This is a genomic window from Halalkalicoccus sp. CG83 (genome assembly GCF_037081715.1).
Classification (GTDB): Archaea; Halobacteriota; Halobacteria; order Halobacteriales; family Halalkalicoccaceae; genus Halalkalicoccus; species Halalkalicoccus ordinarius.
Genome location: NZ_JAZDDH010000004.1, coordinates 95,312 through 112,710, shown reverse-complemented (window position 1 = coordinate 112,710; position 17,399 = coordinate 95,312). Strand labels below are relative to the sequence as shown.

The window sequence follows — 17,399 nt, the reverse complement described above, 5'->3', positions numbered from 1 at the left end:
AATTACTGAGGACTGATAGAAGTAACAGCGTTAGGTTTGCAGATCTACTCAATATATTTCAGACCAATTAATAATAAACAATGGAGCTTCAACAAAGCCAAATTTTACCATATCACGAAGACTTAGAGCCATAGCTCCGCTGTCGTTTATTCTATATGACCGTAGATTTATGTGACCTGGATGAGGAATGATAGTATGTCAGCACAAGGTGAGCGACAACCACTCTCTGATATCACCGTCATTGAACTCGGACAGATCGTTTCCGGTCCAATGGCTACAGCTGTCTTGGCTGACCTCGGTGCCGAGGTCATCAAGGTTGAACGTCCGGGCGACGGAGATCGGATTCGACACGCAGGAAATGTTGGCAACGCGATGTTCCAGTCACTCAACCGGAACAAGCGATCGATTACTATTAATCTGCAAGCCGACCGTGGACAAGAAATCTACACAGAACTGGTTGAAGACGCGGACATCGTCATTGAGAACCTCCGTCCTGGTGCAGCCGAACATCTCAATGTGGGGTACGCGTCGCTCTCGGCCGTCAATCCAGGACTCATCTATCTGTCGATTAAGGGCTTCTATGACGGCCCATACGGAGATAGAGCGGGAATGGACGTAGTCGGAGAGGCAATGTCTGGATTCATGCAGATGACGGGTCAGGAAGGAGAGAAACCGCTACGGGCAGGAACCTCTATTGGCGACTTCAGTTGTGCACTGTATGGGATCGTCGGTATTCTGCTGGCGTTGCGTCATCGGAAAGCCACAGGCGAGGGACAGAAGATTACGGCAGGGATCTTTGAGTCACTCTCACACTGGATGAATTACTGGATTGCGTATACCCAGTTCGTGGGAGCGGACCACCCACCCCTCGGTGCGTCACATCCTTCACAGGCGGTTTACGATGCCTACCAATTCGAATGCGACCGATGGGCGTTCATTGGTATTGTGAGCGAAGGCCAGTGGGTTGATCTCTGTACAATACTCGGTCGCGAAGATCTGCTGGCGAATCCTAACTATGAGACCGCAGCATTGCGGCTCGAACACAAAGAAGAACTGTCGAAGACGATTGCCTCCGAGGTACGCAGGTGGGACCGAGATGAATTGGTACTACAACTCATTGATACAGGGATTCCAGCAGCGCCTGTAAACAATCCATCTAGCTTAGTCGACGACCCCCACTTGGAAGCGACAGGTCTCATAGCGAAGTCACAGACCAGCGACGGTAATACGGAGTTCAAGTCACTGCTCACCCCTATCTCTACTGAATCCATACGTCCAATACACAAACGCGCGCCTCCACGAGTAGGCGAACATACTGAAAAGATACTCAGGCAGTATGGGTACACTCGCTCTGAACTCGACGAGCTCTGGGAGAGCGGTGCGCTCGGACAACGGAAGGAGTGTCAGTAGCACGGAAGGGGTTGGACACGCAGACTAGCACTTCTTAGTCGAGTGCGGAGAGTAGATAGCCCGATTTGAAGCTGGTATTTGGGCGTTTAAGATCAATTGGTGTTCAAAAGTCCTGATTAGAGTAATTGATGTGGTACAGCCGCTATCGGGCGGCGTATATGATTAGTTCGGTATTCGAAAATCACTGACGGTCATTATAGGAGACTTAACCATGTCGATGGTCTGTCTACCGCTGACCGATGTACCCTGGTCCGTGGTAGCTATTATCGTCCTTTCAAGTGCCACGCTCGGATTCGCGACGATCACACAGTCATATCTGCTCGTCATTCTCCCTAATGTCACACAGGGGGCTGGGTTCGGACTGCTGCGAACGATCTCATTTGGTATCGGTGCGGCTAGCCCAGTCATGGTCGGTGCGCTGGCCGACCAGGGCTTCTTCAACGAGCCGTTTTTTGATCTCGCCGTGTTGTCCGAAGCGATGACCATCCTAGTTCAGCGGCTTTAGCCAACTGGTATATGATCCATACGAAGTTTTTTGCTTTGGTGTGTCCCTGTGGCACTATGCCTACTCGATCAGTGCTATTCACGCCCGGTGACGAGATCACGATGATGCGGAAATCACTTGAGAGTGACGCCGACGTCTTAATCCTCGATCTGGAAGACGCAGTCGCCCTAACCGCTAAGGACGAGGCAAGAAAGGCAGTTTCGACGGTATTAACCGAGAATAGTAATGCACGACCGCGGGTCTGGGTCCGCATAAACCCGCTCGAAGTGGGTGGTCAAGAGGACATCAGTTCACTCGCAACCGCCGAAACTGCTCCCGAGAATATCGTTGTACCGATGGTGGATTCGATTGGAGATATACAGGACGCCGCGAATGAACTTGACGAGATGGGCCTCAACTCGGAAATCATCGCGATCATAGAGACGGCAGCGGGGTTGACCGCTGTCGAAGAGATAGCCACCCACCCACAACTGACAGGCATCATCTTTGGTGCGGAGGATTTCACCGCGGACATGGGAATTATCAAGCTCGAAGACACGAATTATCTCTCCTACGCTCGAAGCCGAGTCGCCGTCGCGGGAGCCGCCGCTGCCATCGCTACTATTGACACGGTGTATACAGATATCGAGAATTTGGAGGGCCTTCGGACCGATGCGAGACAAGCACTCAATTTCGGATTCGACGGAAAGGTCGCTATTCATCCTGTGCAACTATCAGTGCTCAATGATGTCTTCACTCCGTCGGACACGGACATCACGTGGGCGAGAGAAGTCCTCTCGGCGAGGAGTGAAGCCGGTGGCAAGGGCGTCTTCGAGTTGAATGGTCAGATGATCGATGCGCCAATCCTCTCCCGGGCAGAGGAGATATTGCACCGAGCGGGGGAATCGGTTGAGTAGTGAGTATGATCTGTCGCTGCAAGCGTGCCCCCGACAGACGAGACCTATTAGAACAATCCCAGAGATGGTACCTCACGAATTTTTATGTAGCCTCCCAAGGCATAGTCACCTATGCAGTCAGCACATCAGCCGTTAGAGGGCCTTCGTGTGATTGATTTTTCTGGGATGATTGCTGGTGGTTTTGCGACGATGCAGCTTGCGGACTTCGGCGCAGACGTCGTGACAATAGAGCATCCGAAATATCCTGATCCACTCCGATCGTGGCCACCATTCGACGAAGAAGAGTCGTTATGGTGGAAATCGATCGGCCGAAACAAGCGATGCATTACGCTGGACCTGAGCACTGAAGATGGAAAAAAGATAGCGTTGAAGCTCGTCGAAGATGCAGACCTAGTCTTTGAGAACTTCCGCCCAGGGACGATGGAACGGTGGGGACTCGGGCCGGAGCAGCTACAGGAAGTGAATGCCTCAGTCATCCTCGTTCGTGTCTCCGGTTTCGGCCAGACCGGCCCTCTGTCGGATCACCCTGGATTTGGCACGATCGCCGAAGGATTCTCTGGCTGGGCACACGTCAACGGATTTCCAGATCGAGAACCACTCCTGCCACCCATTAGCCTCGCAGACCTAACCGCAGGACTATTCGCCGTTCACGGCGCGATGTTTGCTCTGTACGAACAGCACCTCAGGCCCGATCATACTGACGGAGACGGTCAAGTAGTCGACATCAGTCTCTACGAACCGCTGTTCCGGTTATTTGCTGCCGACGTTGAGACCTATGACCGACTTGAGAGGGTCCCAGAGCGAACCGGAAATCATCACCCCAGTGCCGCACCGAGGGGAATCTACGAGACAACTGACGGGTGGATAACACTGTCAGCATCTTCACAAGCGATTTACGAGAACGTTGTCCAGGCAATTGATCGGACGGATTTGATAGAGGACGAACGGTTCCGAACGAACGACCGACGAGTTGAGAACGCGGACCTACTCGACGAAATCATCGAGGCGTGGACCAGAGAGCGCTCGACCGATGAGGTACTCGAAACAATGCGTGCACACGACGCCATTGTTGGCCCGGTGTACGACATCGCCGATATTTACGAGGATGAACAGTTTAATGAACGGGACAACATCGTTGAGATGGACGATGAGACGTTTGGCACACTCCAAACTCCTAGTCCAGTGCCGAAACTCTCGAAAACGCCCGGGGAGGCCGTTCACGCCGGCATGCCTCAGGGGCATCACAATAAGGACGTGTTCCTTAACGAACTCAACCTCTCAACGGAGGAGTATGATCGGTTACGGGATGAGGGGGTGATATAAGATACAACTCAGATCATCCCTTTGACGAGGATATAGAAGTCAGAATCACGAACTCATTCGCTACGACTTCAATCAGCATCGGGAAAGTTAATATCAATGTAGTTACTATTAATGAACGTATGAGTAACCCTTCCGCGAAGAACTCATCATTGCTAAAACTGCTGACAGAGTCTACGAATCTGTCATCGTCCTCAATAACCCATTCCAGTCTCTATCACGATTCTTGAACTACTCGACGAACTGATTATTGTACACAAGTCAAGACTCGTCAAACCTATCTTCAAAGACGAGTTGGGCTTACCCATTGTCGTACTGCCACGCAACCCGGGCGCATTCGAATCAACAGATTTCTCGGGAACCTACCAGGTCGTATCAATAAGCACATCTGATGAAGTGCGGCCGGATGCTGCTCAAACAATGAGTTTCTCCCGTTAGATAACTGATCCCTGAACTGTTATTAGTCTTACTGGACTGAGAATCAGTCAACATGGAGAAATTAAGAACCGTCACCGATAGCTCCCACAAGAGAAGATGGAACTGGATTCGCATCGTCAATTGTCATCAAGCCTCGAGATTAAGACCCCTTACAGAGTATGAGAAGATGCATGAGCGAACTAGTCTTGTTCGATGTAGAAGATGCGGTGGCGACGATTACGATTAACCGACCGGAGAAACGAAACGCGATGGATGAACCGACCCGTGATGCGATACGGGAAGCATTCAAGGAGGCAGAAGAGCGTGAGGATGTTCGCGCTGTCGTGCTGCGCGGTGCTGGCTCGGCGTTCAGTGCTGGTGGGGATCTTGAGTTCTACAGCCAGCTTGATATGGTGGAAGGGCTCAAATACGTCCAAAAGTATGCAGAAGGTCTGTACACGTTTGTCGAGCGAATATCGAAGCCGACTATCGCCGCAGTTGACGGATATGCACTCGGCGGCGGGACCGAGATTGCAACCGCCTGTGATATCCGCCTCGCCTCGACGGACGCAAAGTTTGGATTAACTGAATCCCGGGTCGGGTTATACCCTACCGGCGGCGGCGGTCAGCGACTCATTAGAATCGTCGGCCTCGGAAAAGCGAAGGAACTAGTGTACACTGGCGACATCATTGATGCCGAAGAAGCTGAACGGATTGGTCTGGCGAATAGGATCTATGAGCCAGAGGAGTTCGAAGAGGAGGTGTACGCATTCGCGAAAAAGCTTGCAAAACATCCCCCACTCGCACTCTCGCTCGCTAAGGAGAGCATGCACCGTGGGCTGAATATGGAGGCTGGACTCGGCATTGACCGCGTTGCCGGAGGCATCCTCTTCGGGACCCAAGATCAGAAGGAAGGTGCCCAAGCCTTCCTGGAGGATCGCGAACCAGAATTCAAGGGTAAATAATACTAAAAGTCTATTCGAAACAGCGGTATGTCAATCAGCTACTTCGGGAGGCCGTGCTTGAACAGCTGGTCCGCGATCCCGTTCTTCATTATTTCGTCTGTGCCGTGACCGATACGGCGTGACCGGTTATATCGATATAGATATTCGAGTGGATGTCCCTTCTGGTAGCCCTTAGCCCCGAAGACCTGGAGTGATTCACTGACGATTCGCTCGGTCGTTTCAGCCGCGTATAGCTTCGCAATGCTCGATTTGAGTCGGTCGGGAACATCGTCGTTCTCAGCGGCGGTCGCTGCAATTTGATAGATAAGGCTCCGTCCGACCTCATACTCTTTAACCATGTCAGCAAACTTCCACCGCATTCCCTGAAATTCCCCGATTTTTTGCCCAAATTGTTCGCGAGTCTGTGCGTACTCCAGTGCGTGTTCGATAGCACAACGAGCGAGGGCATTAGTCCACATCGCAATGGTGACGCGCTCCCAGTTAAGCCGCTGAAGTTGATCTTTCCATTCTGTCTGATTCGTGATGAGGATGTTCTCCTCAGGTATACGAACACGATCCATGCTAAAGTGCGTCTGGGTGTATCCAGCCATGTTTTCGTATTCTGTAATGAGATCAACGCCGTTGGCATCAAAATCCATAATGACTGAACCGATGTTCCCGTCCGGCATCTTTGACCAGATAACCGCAGCGTTCGAATCACCGACGCCGCCCACCCAGGTTTTTTCTCCTGTCAAGAGGTATTCATCGCCGTCGTTTTCGAGGGTTGTCTTCATATTCATTGCATCGCTTCCCGCTTCTGGTTCGCTAATACCAATCGACATCTGTCTTTCACCACTGCAGATTGGCGGGAGATACCGTTCTTTTGCCTCCTCGCTACCGAACTGGACGACGCTGTGCGGAGCAATCGTGGTAACGAGTACTTGCCACCCAGTATCTGGACAGACCGATGCAACCTCCTCTATCAGAAGCGTATCTTCGAAGATAGACATCCCCCCACCGCCGTATTTTTCGGGAATAGCTAGACAATAGAATCCACGTTCTGAGAGAGTCTCCAGGTTCTCCCATGGAGTTTTGCCGCCCCAGGTGAATGCCGTCTCGGCAAATTGCTCGTCGCAGATCTGCGCTGCAACGTCTACGATTTTCTCCTGTTCTTCGTTTAGACTTCTGACACCCATAAAGCACTTACAGCATCTGAGGACAAATAGGTAGGGTCTTGAAAACAAGTACATGCCGATCCGCCTGGGGGACAGTGTTTGCCCTGTTGGATTCCTTTTGATACCATGGGAGTGTCTAACACAACAATCAAGTCGGTGCATAGCTACGGTAGTTTGTATGAGTGCCGCTCCACTAGACGATATTACAGTCGTTGACTTCAGCCAGATTCGCGCTGGTCCGTGGTCGACGCAGATACTTGGCGAACTCGGTGCGGAAGTCATCAAGGTCGAACGACCAGGAATTGGTGCACTTGAACGAACAACGGATCCGAAACAGGAAGGGTTCAGCGCAGAACATATTGCCCGAAATCGCAACAAAGAGAGTATTGCAATAGATTTGAAATCCGAGCGAGGGCGAGACATTGCCAGAGAACTCGCTCGTGACGCTGATGTCGTTGTCGAGAACTTTAGCCCGGGATCAATGGAAAAGCTTGGATTAGGGTATGACGCGCTCTCTGCTGAGAATCCGGAGCTAGTGTACGCCTCGATAAAAGGGTATGGAGAGAAAGGACCCCTCTCTGATAAGAAGGGAGTCGATCTGGTGATGCAGGCGGAAGCAGGCATCATGAGTGTGACCGGCCCGGAGGGGGGGCCACCGGTGAAGGTTGGACAGGCAATCGGCGATATCGGCGCGGGCCTCTACGCAGTCATCGGGATTCTGACCGCCTTATACGCACGGGAACGAACAGGAGAGGGCCAGCGTTTCTCAACGAATCTCTTTGGGACCATCGTCTCGTTTCTTGAAGAGTATCTCACGATTTACGGAATGACAGGTGAGAACCCGTCACCATACGGCCGACGACACCAGACTACCGTCCCATACGAGGTAGCTGAGACCAAAGACGGCTATATTGCCTTCTGGCCTGCCGGCGGCGAGGAGGGTTGGAAAACCTTCGCTACCGAAATCATCGGCAAAGAGTCGTTACTTGAGTATGACACCCCAAGTAAACGGCAAAAAAACTACATGAGGATTGCTGCTGAGATACATCCAGTCTTAAAAGAGAAGACCACTGAAGAATGGAAAGAAATCTTTGATAAATACGACTTTCCGAACGGGCCCCTCAACGAGGTTAGTGATGTCGTCGACCACCCACAGGCACGGGCACTCGACTATGTTATCGAGTACCAGCACGAACATGCTGGAGACGTGTTAATGCATGGGCACCCACTTCATTTCTCGGATAGCGAACCACGGCTCGATCATGGGTCACCGACACTTGGCGAACACACAGAAGACATACTTGAGACACGTCTCGGTCTCAAGTCCGAAGAAATCAAGAAATTACGCAACGAGGACATCGTCGAGTAACAGAAGGCGAATCCAAAAAGGACATGTCAAAGATAGACTGATCCCGAGGACAGGTCGGGGTACTATTGCTCACCTGAGAGAGACGGCAGACAGCACGTCACCGGCGGTCCGCCGGTGACGATGGATCAGTGTCCTTCGAACTCGGGTTGACGATTCTCTGAGAATGCTTCAACGCCTTCCTGGTGGTCTCTGCTTTCAAAGGCTTTAGTTCGCATCGATCGACCCCACTCTCGCTCTGTTCGCGAGAGTGAGCTCGTGTCATTGATCGCGGAAATGATTTGTTTCATGCTCTTCAACGATATTGGAGCATTGCTCGCAATCGTACCGGCCAGATCGTACGCTTTTTCATCGAGGTCTTCGGATCTGACAACGTGATTTAACAATCCAATATCATATGCGTGTTCCCCCTTAATTGCGTTTCCAGTGAATAACAGCTCTTTGGCCTTCGCTGTGCCAACAAGTCGGATGACGCGTGTGATGGCTTCGGGGCTGTAGACGATACCGATCTTTGCAGGAGTGATGCCAAACCGGGCGTTTTTCACCCCGATACGGATGTCACAGGCGCATACTAATTCAATTGCCCCACCGTAAGTATCCCCATTTATTCTCGCAATAGTTGGATATTCGTATGATTCTATGGCCTCATTAAGATCTTTCCACCATTTTTCCTTCTCGGAATCGCGATCCTGCGAGAGGTCAAACCCAGCACTAAACGCTTTATCTCCTGCACCCGTAATGACGAGTACGTAATCATCGTCCATTGCTTCTAGTTCATTGATTTCGTCGATCGCTGTGTCCATCATCGGATAGCTAATCGCGTTTCGTTTTCCCTCATTTTTGAGGGTCATCGTGCAGATGCCTCCCTCTATGTGTGTTTCGATAGAGCCACTCATTGTGTGATACCAGTTCACGAAGTAACTTATTAGTTCTTTCTTACCGGCAGTTGGGAGATTAGCCTCGTTCTCAAGTGGGAAAACGAACCCAATACAGGCTCATACTCAGAGACTGTACTTCGATATTGCCCGTATGAGCACGAGCTTCTCTCCTGCGACGGCTATTCGGTCTTTCGAGGCAGTCATCCGGAATTTCACTACTTCAATAGGTCGTCTCTTACCCTTAGTATCGTATGTCGCCCTCAACGAATGGGAGATACTGTTCGCTTATAGACGGCCACAACTAACGTGGAACGGGCTCAGCCAATACCTAAAGCGCTGTCAGAGAATCGCGCCGTTCGTCCAGCCACCATCAATAGCGAGCGACGTACCAGTGATGAAGCTGGCGGCGTCCGACGACAGGAATGCGACCGCTTCGGCAAACTCCTGTGGATCGCCTACTCGGCTGAGCGGCAGTGAGTCGACGTGTTGGGATTTCGCTTCTTCGACTGAGATTCCCTGTCGCTTGGCGTCATCCTCAAAGATGCTGGCGATCCGGTCGGTCATCACCATGCGCGGGCCAACACAATTGGACCGGACACCGTACTCTCCGTACTCATTCGAGACGCTCTTAGAGAGACCGTAGATGCCCAATCGAAGGATGTTCGACGGGATATGATTACGAGGCGGTTCTCGGGCAGATGTCGAGACGATGTGAGTGATGCTACCTCCGTCACTCTCTTTCAACGCCGGAAGCGCCTTTTTTACCATCAGAAACGTCGATTTGATAACCGATTCGTACGTCTCATCAAGTAGTTCAGTGGTCATCTTCTCGAAACTTCGACGGGTTGTCCCGCCATGGTTGGTTACAAGCGTATCGAGTCCTCCGAGCTTATCGATAGCAGCGTCGAACACCTCAATTACCACCTCCGGATCCGAGAGGTCACCAGGGACGATGAGTACCGATCCATCACCGTCGACGTTCGCTTCAATGTGTTCTCTGGCCGCTTCAAGGTTTTCCTCGCTTCGCGAATTGATAACAACGGTCGCACCCTGGTCAACGAACTCCTGGGCAACCGCCCGTCCAAGTCCTTTGCTCGCGGCGGTTACAATCACTCGTTGGCCTGCGATATTATAGTCCATACGCCGCCGTTGCTGTTCGGAGCAATAAATGTATGCATAGAGATCTCTAGTGATGCTACGTCGAGAGTGAGTTGACCGATGTTCTGAATACCTATGGCCGAAATCAATCACCAGAACACCAGTATCGACTGAATGGATTTAGGGGACATTGAGGAAGAACGGCTACCCAACAGCGGATCGAAGTTGGTCTTCAGTTCTCTTGTCTGGATGATATTTACTAAATACAAGACATTATTTTAAGAGGTTAAGTGTCGACCGACGGTATATCGTTATTCATAACTAGCTACAAAAATTCAACCCTGGAAGTTGGAATGTTGATGTTTTAAGGGAACACGGTGGACTTTCCAGTATCACAGACGGACAGCCATGCCGACAACGGCAGACTTGTGGTTCCAACCTTCATTGTCTGGCAGCATCATACTAACTTTAACACGAGTAGGGTGTCGCGTGTCGAGACTGCCGTTCCGTCCCTAGGACTGAAACCACTATTTCTGCATAGGATCGAGACGGCGCCATGTCCGTTTGAACGTCGGCTCGCCGTCAACTGTAACCGTTGTTGTAAGAGTTGCGAGACCTCTGGTGACTCGCGATGTCGTTGAAACGCTCCACGTCTCAGTGTCGTATTTGAGTTCTGCTGCGACGTCTATCTTAACAGCAGCCGTCTTCGGGTCATCGCTCGCAACACCTGCCTCGACACGCTGTTGAGTGTGTAATTCGCTACCGTGTGGGAGATCGATAATGGATGCCGTTACCATTCGCAGTGTCGCCGAATTCGTCGAATGATTCCGGTCAACGGCCCACTGTGAGTCGATTGTAGTTTTGAACGGAGATCTCGTCGGGACGGTAGTGTCTGGCGGCGCAGTAGTGATGCAATTGTCAAACTGAACGGCTTCAGAGTGTATTTGGCCGGGAAAGACGATCTCCGTAGGTAGTTCCGGTGTCGAGACGATATCGAATTGACCGCTGGTGCGTAGCGGCAGTGCTCGAGGGAAGTACGCACCACTGATGGCCATACAGATCTTATGTCCTCGCTCGAAGACATGCGATTTCGGTTTCAGTGGGATCTGTATTGGAGATACGATCCCAGGCTGGAGAGGTTCGCCGGTATCGGTCCTCTGGCTTGCATGAAGACTGCCGGCCGAAACCAGTCGAGCCGCTCCGCCGTAGTCGACGTCGGCTATACGGACGGCGAGAATCAGCGGTGTGATTGTCGGCCGAACGGCGAGGGTAGCATACCCGGTCCCGGTCCACTCGAGTGGAGTTTCGATGCGGTCTGTTTCGACGACGAGCGACCTGGCATCGTCCCCGTTGGTGGGCACTCCTGGATTTGTTACTCGTCCAACTCGATCAAGAGATTCGACACCAACGGTATGGTCAATTTCGTAGGTCTTCTCGAACCGACCCTCGGTGAAGGTGTCAGCGTTTCGAAGGTCGTCCGGCGTAACAGCGTACGACAACGATGATTCCTGGGTCGTCGGCCATTGGTCAATTCCACGCCATGCTCCTGCCCCCATCGTCCACCCGCCATCTTGTTCGGTCCAATAGACCACGGTTGGCTCGGAGCAGACATCGTTTTGATCCCCTTTAAGGAAATGATCGAACCACGCTGTTGCTTGACGGCGAAAGTCGACTGCACACTCACGACCCTGCTCCGGCATGCGGTGCCGCCAAGGACCGAGCAGCAATCGCTTCGGAGCGTCGATCTCGTCGAAGAATTCGACCATTGGCGCAGTGTGGTCGTCGCGGTATCCGCAAGCGGCGAACGTGGGAACTGTGATCTCGTCAGGGTTGACCTCGCGGGACACCCAGAAGTCGTCTTTTGCCTCATGTCCGAGAAAGCGAAACAACCAGGGGGTCGTAGTCTCAATCGATTTGAGTCGTTCATTCCAGACCTCCAACCACTGACCCGTACCATCGCGGCGGCTCGGCGGTAGTACCCGTAACGTCTGCATCAGCACCGACCACGTTGCTCGCTTCATTGGATTGAACACCCCGCCAGGCGAGGAACTCTGATATACAGAGGGAGATACGGCCACGGGGACAATTGCCTTCAGGGGCTCGGGGTTGACAGCTGCAGTAACGTACTGTGTCCAGGCGCCGTAAGATAGTCCGAACATTCCGATATCACCTGTCGTCCACTCACAGTCAGCTAGCCACTCGATGACGGTGGCAATCTGGTCACCTTCGGATCGATGGAATGGTGGAGAGTCGCCAGTGGATGCCCCGGTTCCGAGGAGATCTGCGACCACAACTTCGTATCCTTGATGGCAAAAGTACCGAATCGAGGGGTCCCATCCACCGAAGGTAATCCAATCGTCTTTCCGGTATGGCGTGGCAATGAGAATGAGCGGCAAGGGTTCATCGTATGCTGTCGGTTTGTAACGGGTCGCTGCGACGGTCTCACCTCCAACGGGTATCGACAGCTCTGGATCGAGATCTATGCCGAGGTCTTGCATAACTAACCTTATAGCCGACCAATATTCAACTCTTCTCCATTAATTGTGCCCCACCGCTATTGTATAAATCCCAGATATTAAGAATAACTTATTTTGAGTTCGGATTTATTCATGACGCCTAACACGATATCAGGTAATTCGTCCCTACATCGCGAGCCCTTGAATCTGCGGGCTGGCCTGAGACACTGACTGCACCGATTATCGTGTTGTCCGGTCTCCGAACCGGAACACCAATGGCCCGTAGACCCTTGATTTACTCTTCGTCGTTGAATGCGACATCGGAGGAGCAAACCGGCTAGAGTTCAGAATATAGGACCGCACGGTCGGAAATCGTAGCACCCGGTTCTGCAGGGAAATCACACCGTTCAACGACTTGATCAACACTGCAATCCGGCTGAAACGCTAGGATCGTTTTCCTAGCTGCACTGGAATGGAGGTAGCGAGTCTGCCCTACCTGGCGGTAGTCATGACTGCCGCCGAATCTCCTATACTGGTCTGGACGTAGATTTCACGACCGTGTTCTCAATCACAAACTGTGCTCGCTCGCCAGTTTCCTTCGCTAAAACAGGGATTTTTCGATTGCTACTTCGTACGCTTTCTTTCTGTGTCTAGCATATTCTCCGATAGTGAGAAACCGCATTCCCACATAATATTCATATCTAATCTTCCGATCAAAAAGAGATGATTTCAACTCCTCGCTCCACCTGGTAAGGGTATTACTTGGTTTTATCTTTCACAGGCATAACCCGGAACTACATTATTTATAATTCACTCTATGGAAAATAGTCAAAGAGCGCTACGGATTCGTAGTCAAGAAGTTGGTTAAGAGCTTTCTGAAACAGAGCCGTTATTACTCCGATATATTAGTTATTATAAAATGTTGATTTAATTAAGCAGAAGATGGACGGTTACACGGAGCTAAGCGTATTTCATATATACGAATCGTGGATTTACAGATATACATTTGTAACCATCCAGGATTGGAGATATAATGAATAATTATATAAAATAATACTATAGTCTAGTGAATATACATGGTGATTTTTGATGCATTTCTTGCTATTTGCACCATGAGAATTCAGTGAGTGATTACAGTAATGTACGTTCAATACCTCTAGCAGGAGTCTTTGAACCAGTTCACCGAGAGTGGAAACCAGGTACTAAGGAGGAACGAACACGTGGACATGGATACCGTAAGTGTTGATATTGGCGTATCTACCACCCGAAGAACTCAATTTCAAATATCGGAATTAGTGTTAATCAATACTTATATCTATTCTTGAGATCAAAATTGATCCTCATCGAAATAGACGTTGTACTCTGCCTGAAGCTGGCAACATAAAGCAGTATGAATTCACCGTCTTGATCAAGCACTACCTTACCGAGGAGGACCCGAGTTGAGCCGGCTCTTACTCAGCGTCAATGTTATTGGACGTCTTCATTGACGTCTATTGAAATTCTCATGATAGGTTTCGCCGGCAGCTGTATTGCCTCATGCTCAAACAGTCTAACGACAATCCCACCTCATTCGACCGCAATCCTGCTGGGTCGACCCCGACAACCAGAAATTCATTCTAATTGATAAATAAGAAATCGTAGCAGTATCTCTCAGTGTCAACGTCCCTTCTTACTCAGTTGGCAATAGATTCGGTATTGGATAGGTTCCGCCGTTTGCATGTAGTACCTGGCCTGTGACGAACGATGCATGATCTGACGCGAGGAAACAGCATACGTCGGCCATCTCTTCGACTGTACCTAGTCGTCGGAGGGCAGTCGCTTCGATCACCTTCTCTTCGATTTGTTGCCACTCGGCGGTCTGCTCGCGTCCGACATCAATCAATCCTGGAGAGAGTCCGTTCACTCGAATCCCACTCGGGCCTAGTTCGGTCGCCAACTGTCGGACCAACCCTTCGATAGCCATCTTCGTTCCGTAAGAGTGTGTGTGGCTGGGACGACCGAGATATACCATCGCGCCAATGAGGTTCACGATTGCTCCGCCAGCGTTGTCTAGCATGTCGGGCACCACGTGCTGGGTTGTCAAGAAGAGTCCACGGAAGTTTACGTCCTGAACCCGGTCGATGTCTTCGAGTTCAACATCCAGAAACGGCTTGATCGGCCGGTAGGTCGCGTTGTTCACAAGGATATCTATTGGTCCGAGTTCTTCGCGAACATAGGTGACCATCTCCTCGATATCCGTTGGATCTGCCAGGTCGGCAAGTGCAACAGCTGCGTCCGATCCCGTGGCTTCTACCTGTTGTGCGGTCTCCTCGCATCCCTCGATGTTGCTCCGAGCAGTGATGCCCACATCTGCCCCCCGCTCAGCCATTCCTATCGCGATTGCACGCCCAATGTTCTGACTTGATCCGGTCACGAGCGCAGTTTTACCACTGAAATCCATGCGAAGGTAATAAACGCATTTGTATATAAGCACATGGGTAGTTGTCGATCAAGTCGTAGATAGTGTCGCGAGTGGTAGTTCAATGAGATAGCCGGCTCGGACAGTAGCCAACACAACGCTAGTTCGTGAGCATAGATCGGGCGAGTATTTCGGAAACCCAATCGGTGGGATCGGTGGGACTCAAACCTTAGGCTCATTTAACGCAATAGTTATACACGTATCAGACATATCTCAAATAGTGTTACCAATCCAAGATTCGTTCGAATTTGATTACTATGGTCGAGATATTATTTACGGTCGCGGGCGCATTGCTGACATAGAGACATACCTTGAAGAGAAAGGGCTGAACAATGCTCTTGTTGTCTGCGGATCGAACGTTGGATCAAATGAAGACCTAATGGACCCGCTACGAGCGGGATTGGGCGACCGGCTCAATGGAGTATTCGACGAGACTACACCTAATAAGTTGATAGAGACCGTCTACGACGGAATTGCAGCTATGCACGATACCAATGCTGATGTGCTCATCGGCGTGGGGGGCGGAAGTAGTCTCGATATTGCCCGACAGATGAGCGTATTCAAAGCTGATGGCCGATCATTGGATACATTTCGAGAGATGGCCCGTGAAGAGAACTTCGAACCACCTGAGCCGATGCAGCCACTCACGTCGCTAATTGTTGTCCCCACGACGTTCGCCGGAGCTGATATTTCAACAAGAAGCGTAGTCGAGGTGCTTCCGGCTGAGGAATCTCCAACTGGACAGACAATTACTGGCGGCGGCTCAATAGATCCAACCGCAATGTTCTATGATCCAAACCTCTTCGAGACGACACCCATGGGTGCCCTTGCCGGATCGGCAATGAACGGATTCAACAAGGGTCTTGAACGGATCTATTCGAACGAATCTACGCCGATCACCGATGCCACCGCAATACGTGGACTTCAAATGATGCACGATGGGTTGCCGAAGCTCCCTGATGATGCCACAGCCATGGAACGTGCAGTTATTGGTATCGTGCTGGTCCAATTTGAGCGTCGGCTGTCGGTGATTCACGCATTCGCACACGGATATACACGGCGGTATCCTGTCCAGCAGGGAGAAATTCACGGCATCTTAGTCCCACACGTCCTTCGATATATTTTCGAAAACACTGACGGTCGGCGAGAACTACTCGCTGAGGGACTCGGTATTGACCCCACACCACTATCAAATTTAGAGATCGCCGAAGCAATTATCGCGGAAGTTGCCACCGTCCGTGATTCCATGGATCTACCAACACGCCTCCGCGATATCGATATACTTACTGATGCCGACTTCCCGGAAACTGCAGAGTATATCTTGAATGATCGGATCCTGCCACAAGGGCCAGACGGGCTTGATCCAACAGCTGACGAAATCGAAGCAGTGCTTCGCGATGCTTGGTAACGGAATCCGAACCTTAAGACTTTCTTGAGGGGGTAATCCATCTACTGATGTCAAGGGCAAATCGCTGCACTAGGGGTACTCAGGGAGTAAAAACTGTTGATACAACTGAAGTTGACGGTCGAGTTCGGCAGGATTTGTACTCATTGGATGTAATATGACTTCGTCAAATCCCTGCGATTCATACGCTTCAAGTGTCTCTTTCACCTCATCAACGGTTCCGGTTAACCAGTTCGCCGTTGCGTGGTCTACGGACCGGTCTGCACCGATCACCCGATCGTAGACGTTTTGTTGGGTTCGGCGTACCTTTTCAGGGTCCTCACTAGGAACAAGATGGAGATACTGGAGGGCGACTTTGTCCATAGCGTCTGGGTCAATCTCCTTTGATTCGAGGTACGATGCGAAATGACTCCAATCTGCTTTGAGGATTTCCGGAGAGCGTGGGGCTGCAATCCATCCATCGGCATGAAGCAACCTCTTTTTTACACTATCAAGCACTTGGCGACCCTCAGCGGTGTCGACGCCGCCACCGCCCGCGAGAATCCGTGGCGGTTGCCCAAGATTTGGTTCAAGCTGTAGATTTTCTACGGAGAAGAATTCTCCATCGAACGTGACCCTGTTCTCGTCGAACAACCGCCGAATCAATTCAATCCCCTCGCGGTAGCGGGAAGACCGTTCAGCCATCGGTACTCCAACTGCGTTGAATTCTGCCTCGACGTATCCTGTTCCCATTCCTAACGTGAGCTGTCGACCCGAGAGGTGCTGAAGCGTCGCAGCTCGTTTTGCGACCAAGACTGGGTTTCGAAGGGGTAACAGCATGACGCTTGTACCGACTGGCAGGGTCTTTGTTTCCCCTGCAACGACTGATAGGGTTGTTAATGGATCGAGAAGAGATGTGGCGTAGGACGGTGGTTTAACCATATGTTCAATCACCCATGCGCCGGCGAATCGGTACTCTTCAGCAAGTCGTGCGTACCGCCGGAACCGGTCCGGTGGAATAGCGTGCGTCCTGCTGGCAAACGATGGTAGGCCGACCCCGAGTTGCATACGCAAACACCTGTACGCACCCAT

At 51.2% G+C, this 17,399-nt stretch carries 13 protein-coding genes; 7 read left to right on the top strand and 6 right to left on the bottom strand.

What is annotated here, in order from left to right; all coding sequences use genetic code 11:
- Positions 1-195 precede the first annotated feature (195 nt).
- The 5 genes from V0Z78_RS18850 (at position 196) to V0Z78_RS18830 (ending at position 5,513) form a co-directional block, all read left to right on the top strand.
- Positions 196-1,410 (top strand): CaiB/BaiF CoA transferase family protein, encoded by a 1,215-nt coding sequence (locus V0Z78_RS18850; protein WP_336346229.1) that lies wholly within the window; start codon positions 196-198, stop codon positions 1,408-1,410.
- Between the two features lie 211 nt (positions 1,411-1,621).
- A complete protein-coding gene (locus V0Z78_RS18845; RefSeq protein WP_336346228.1) occupies positions 1,622-1,915 on the top strand; it encodes a hypothetical protein in 294 nt (97 codons plus the stop codon).
- A 56-nt stretch (positions 1,916-1,971) separates the two neighbouring features.
- The gene (locus V0Z78_RS18840; protein ID WP_336346227.1) at positions 1,972-2,811 is read left to right on the top strand and encodes an HpcH/HpaI aldolase/citrate lyase family protein; all 840 of its coding nucleotides are present in this window, start codon (positions 1,972-1,974) and stop codon (positions 2,809-2,811) included.
- A 111-nt stretch (positions 2,812-2,922) separates the two neighbouring features.
- Positions 2,923-4,134: a CaiB/BaiF CoA transferase family protein gene (locus V0Z78_RS18835; RefSeq protein ID WP_336346226.1), complete on the top strand. Its 1,212-nt coding sequence runs from the start codon at positions 2,923-2,925 to the stop codon at positions 4,132-4,134.
- A 605-nt stretch (positions 4,135-4,739) separates the two neighbouring features.
- Positions 4,740-5,513, top strand: coding sequence for an enoyl-CoA hydratase/isomerase family protein (locus V0Z78_RS18830; protein ID WP_336346225.1), 774 nt, complete (start codon positions 4,740-4,742; stop codon positions 5,511-5,513).
- 38 nt (positions 5,514-5,551) lie between these two features.
- Here the strand turns inward: V0Z78_RS18830 and V0Z78_RS18825 are convergent, their stop codons facing one another.
- A complete protein-coding gene (locus V0Z78_RS18825; protein ID WP_336346224.1) occupies positions 5,552-6,688 on the bottom strand; it encodes an acyl-CoA dehydrogenase family protein in 1,137 nt (378 codons plus the stop codon).
- A gap of 157 nt (positions 6,689-6,845) precedes the next feature.
- On the opposite strand from V0Z78_RS18825, the gene V0Z78_RS18820 reads away from it, so the two are divergent.
- On the top strand, positions 6,846-8,036 hold the full coding sequence (locus V0Z78_RS18820) for a CaiB/BaiF CoA transferase family protein (protein ID WP_336346223.1): 1,191 nt from the start codon (positions 6,846-6,848) through the stop codon (positions 8,034-8,036).
- Between the two features lie 125 nt (positions 8,037-8,161).
- On the opposite strand, the gene V0Z78_RS18815 is transcribed toward V0Z78_RS18820, so the two are convergent.
- The 4 genes from V0Z78_RS18815 to V0Z78_RS18800 form a co-directional block, all read right to left on the bottom strand.
- Entirely contained in the window at positions 8,162-8,929 is a 768-nt protein-coding gene (locus tag V0Z78_RS18815; protein WP_336346222.1) for an enoyl-CoA hydratase/isomerase family protein, read from the bottom strand.
- A gap of 321 nt (positions 8,930-9,250) precedes the next feature.
- The gene (locus tag V0Z78_RS18810; RefSeq protein ID WP_336346221.1) at positions 9,251-10,051 is read right to left on the bottom strand and encodes an SDR family oxidoreductase; all 801 of its coding nucleotides are present in this window, start codon (positions 10,049-10,051) and stop codon (positions 9,251-9,253) included.
- Between the two features lie 485 nt (positions 10,052-10,536).
- Positions 10,537-12,507 carry a CocE/NonD family hydrolase gene (locus V0Z78_RS18805; protein ID WP_336346220.1) on the bottom strand — a complete coding sequence of 657 codons (1,971 nt, stop codon included), beginning with the start codon at positions 12,505-12,507 and terminating at the stop codon, positions 10,537-10,539.
- Between the two features lie 1,627 nt (positions 12,508-14,134).
- Positions 14,135-14,905 carry an SDR family NAD(P)-dependent oxidoreductase gene (locus tag V0Z78_RS18800; protein WP_336346219.1) on the bottom strand — a complete coding sequence of 257 codons (771 nt, stop codon included), beginning with the start codon at positions 14,903-14,905 and terminating at the stop codon, positions 14,135-14,137.
- 238 nt (positions 14,906-15,143) lie between these two features.
- Between V0Z78_RS18800 and V0Z78_RS18795 the strand changes: the two genes are divergently transcribed.
- Positions 15,144-16,331 (top strand): iron-containing alcohol dehydrogenase family protein, encoded by a 1,188-nt coding sequence (locus V0Z78_RS18795; protein ID WP_336346218.1) that lies wholly within the window; start codon positions 15,144-15,146, stop codon positions 16,329-16,331.
- 69 nt (positions 16,332-16,400) lie between these two features.
- Here the strand turns inward: V0Z78_RS18795 and V0Z78_RS18790 are convergent, their stop codons facing one another.
- On the bottom strand, positions 16,401-17,375 hold the full coding sequence (locus V0Z78_RS18790; RefSeq protein WP_336346217.1) for an LLM class flavin-dependent oxidoreductase: 975 nt from the start codon (positions 17,373-17,375) through the stop codon (positions 16,401-16,403).
- Between the last annotated feature and the right edge of the window lie 24 nt (positions 17,376-17,399).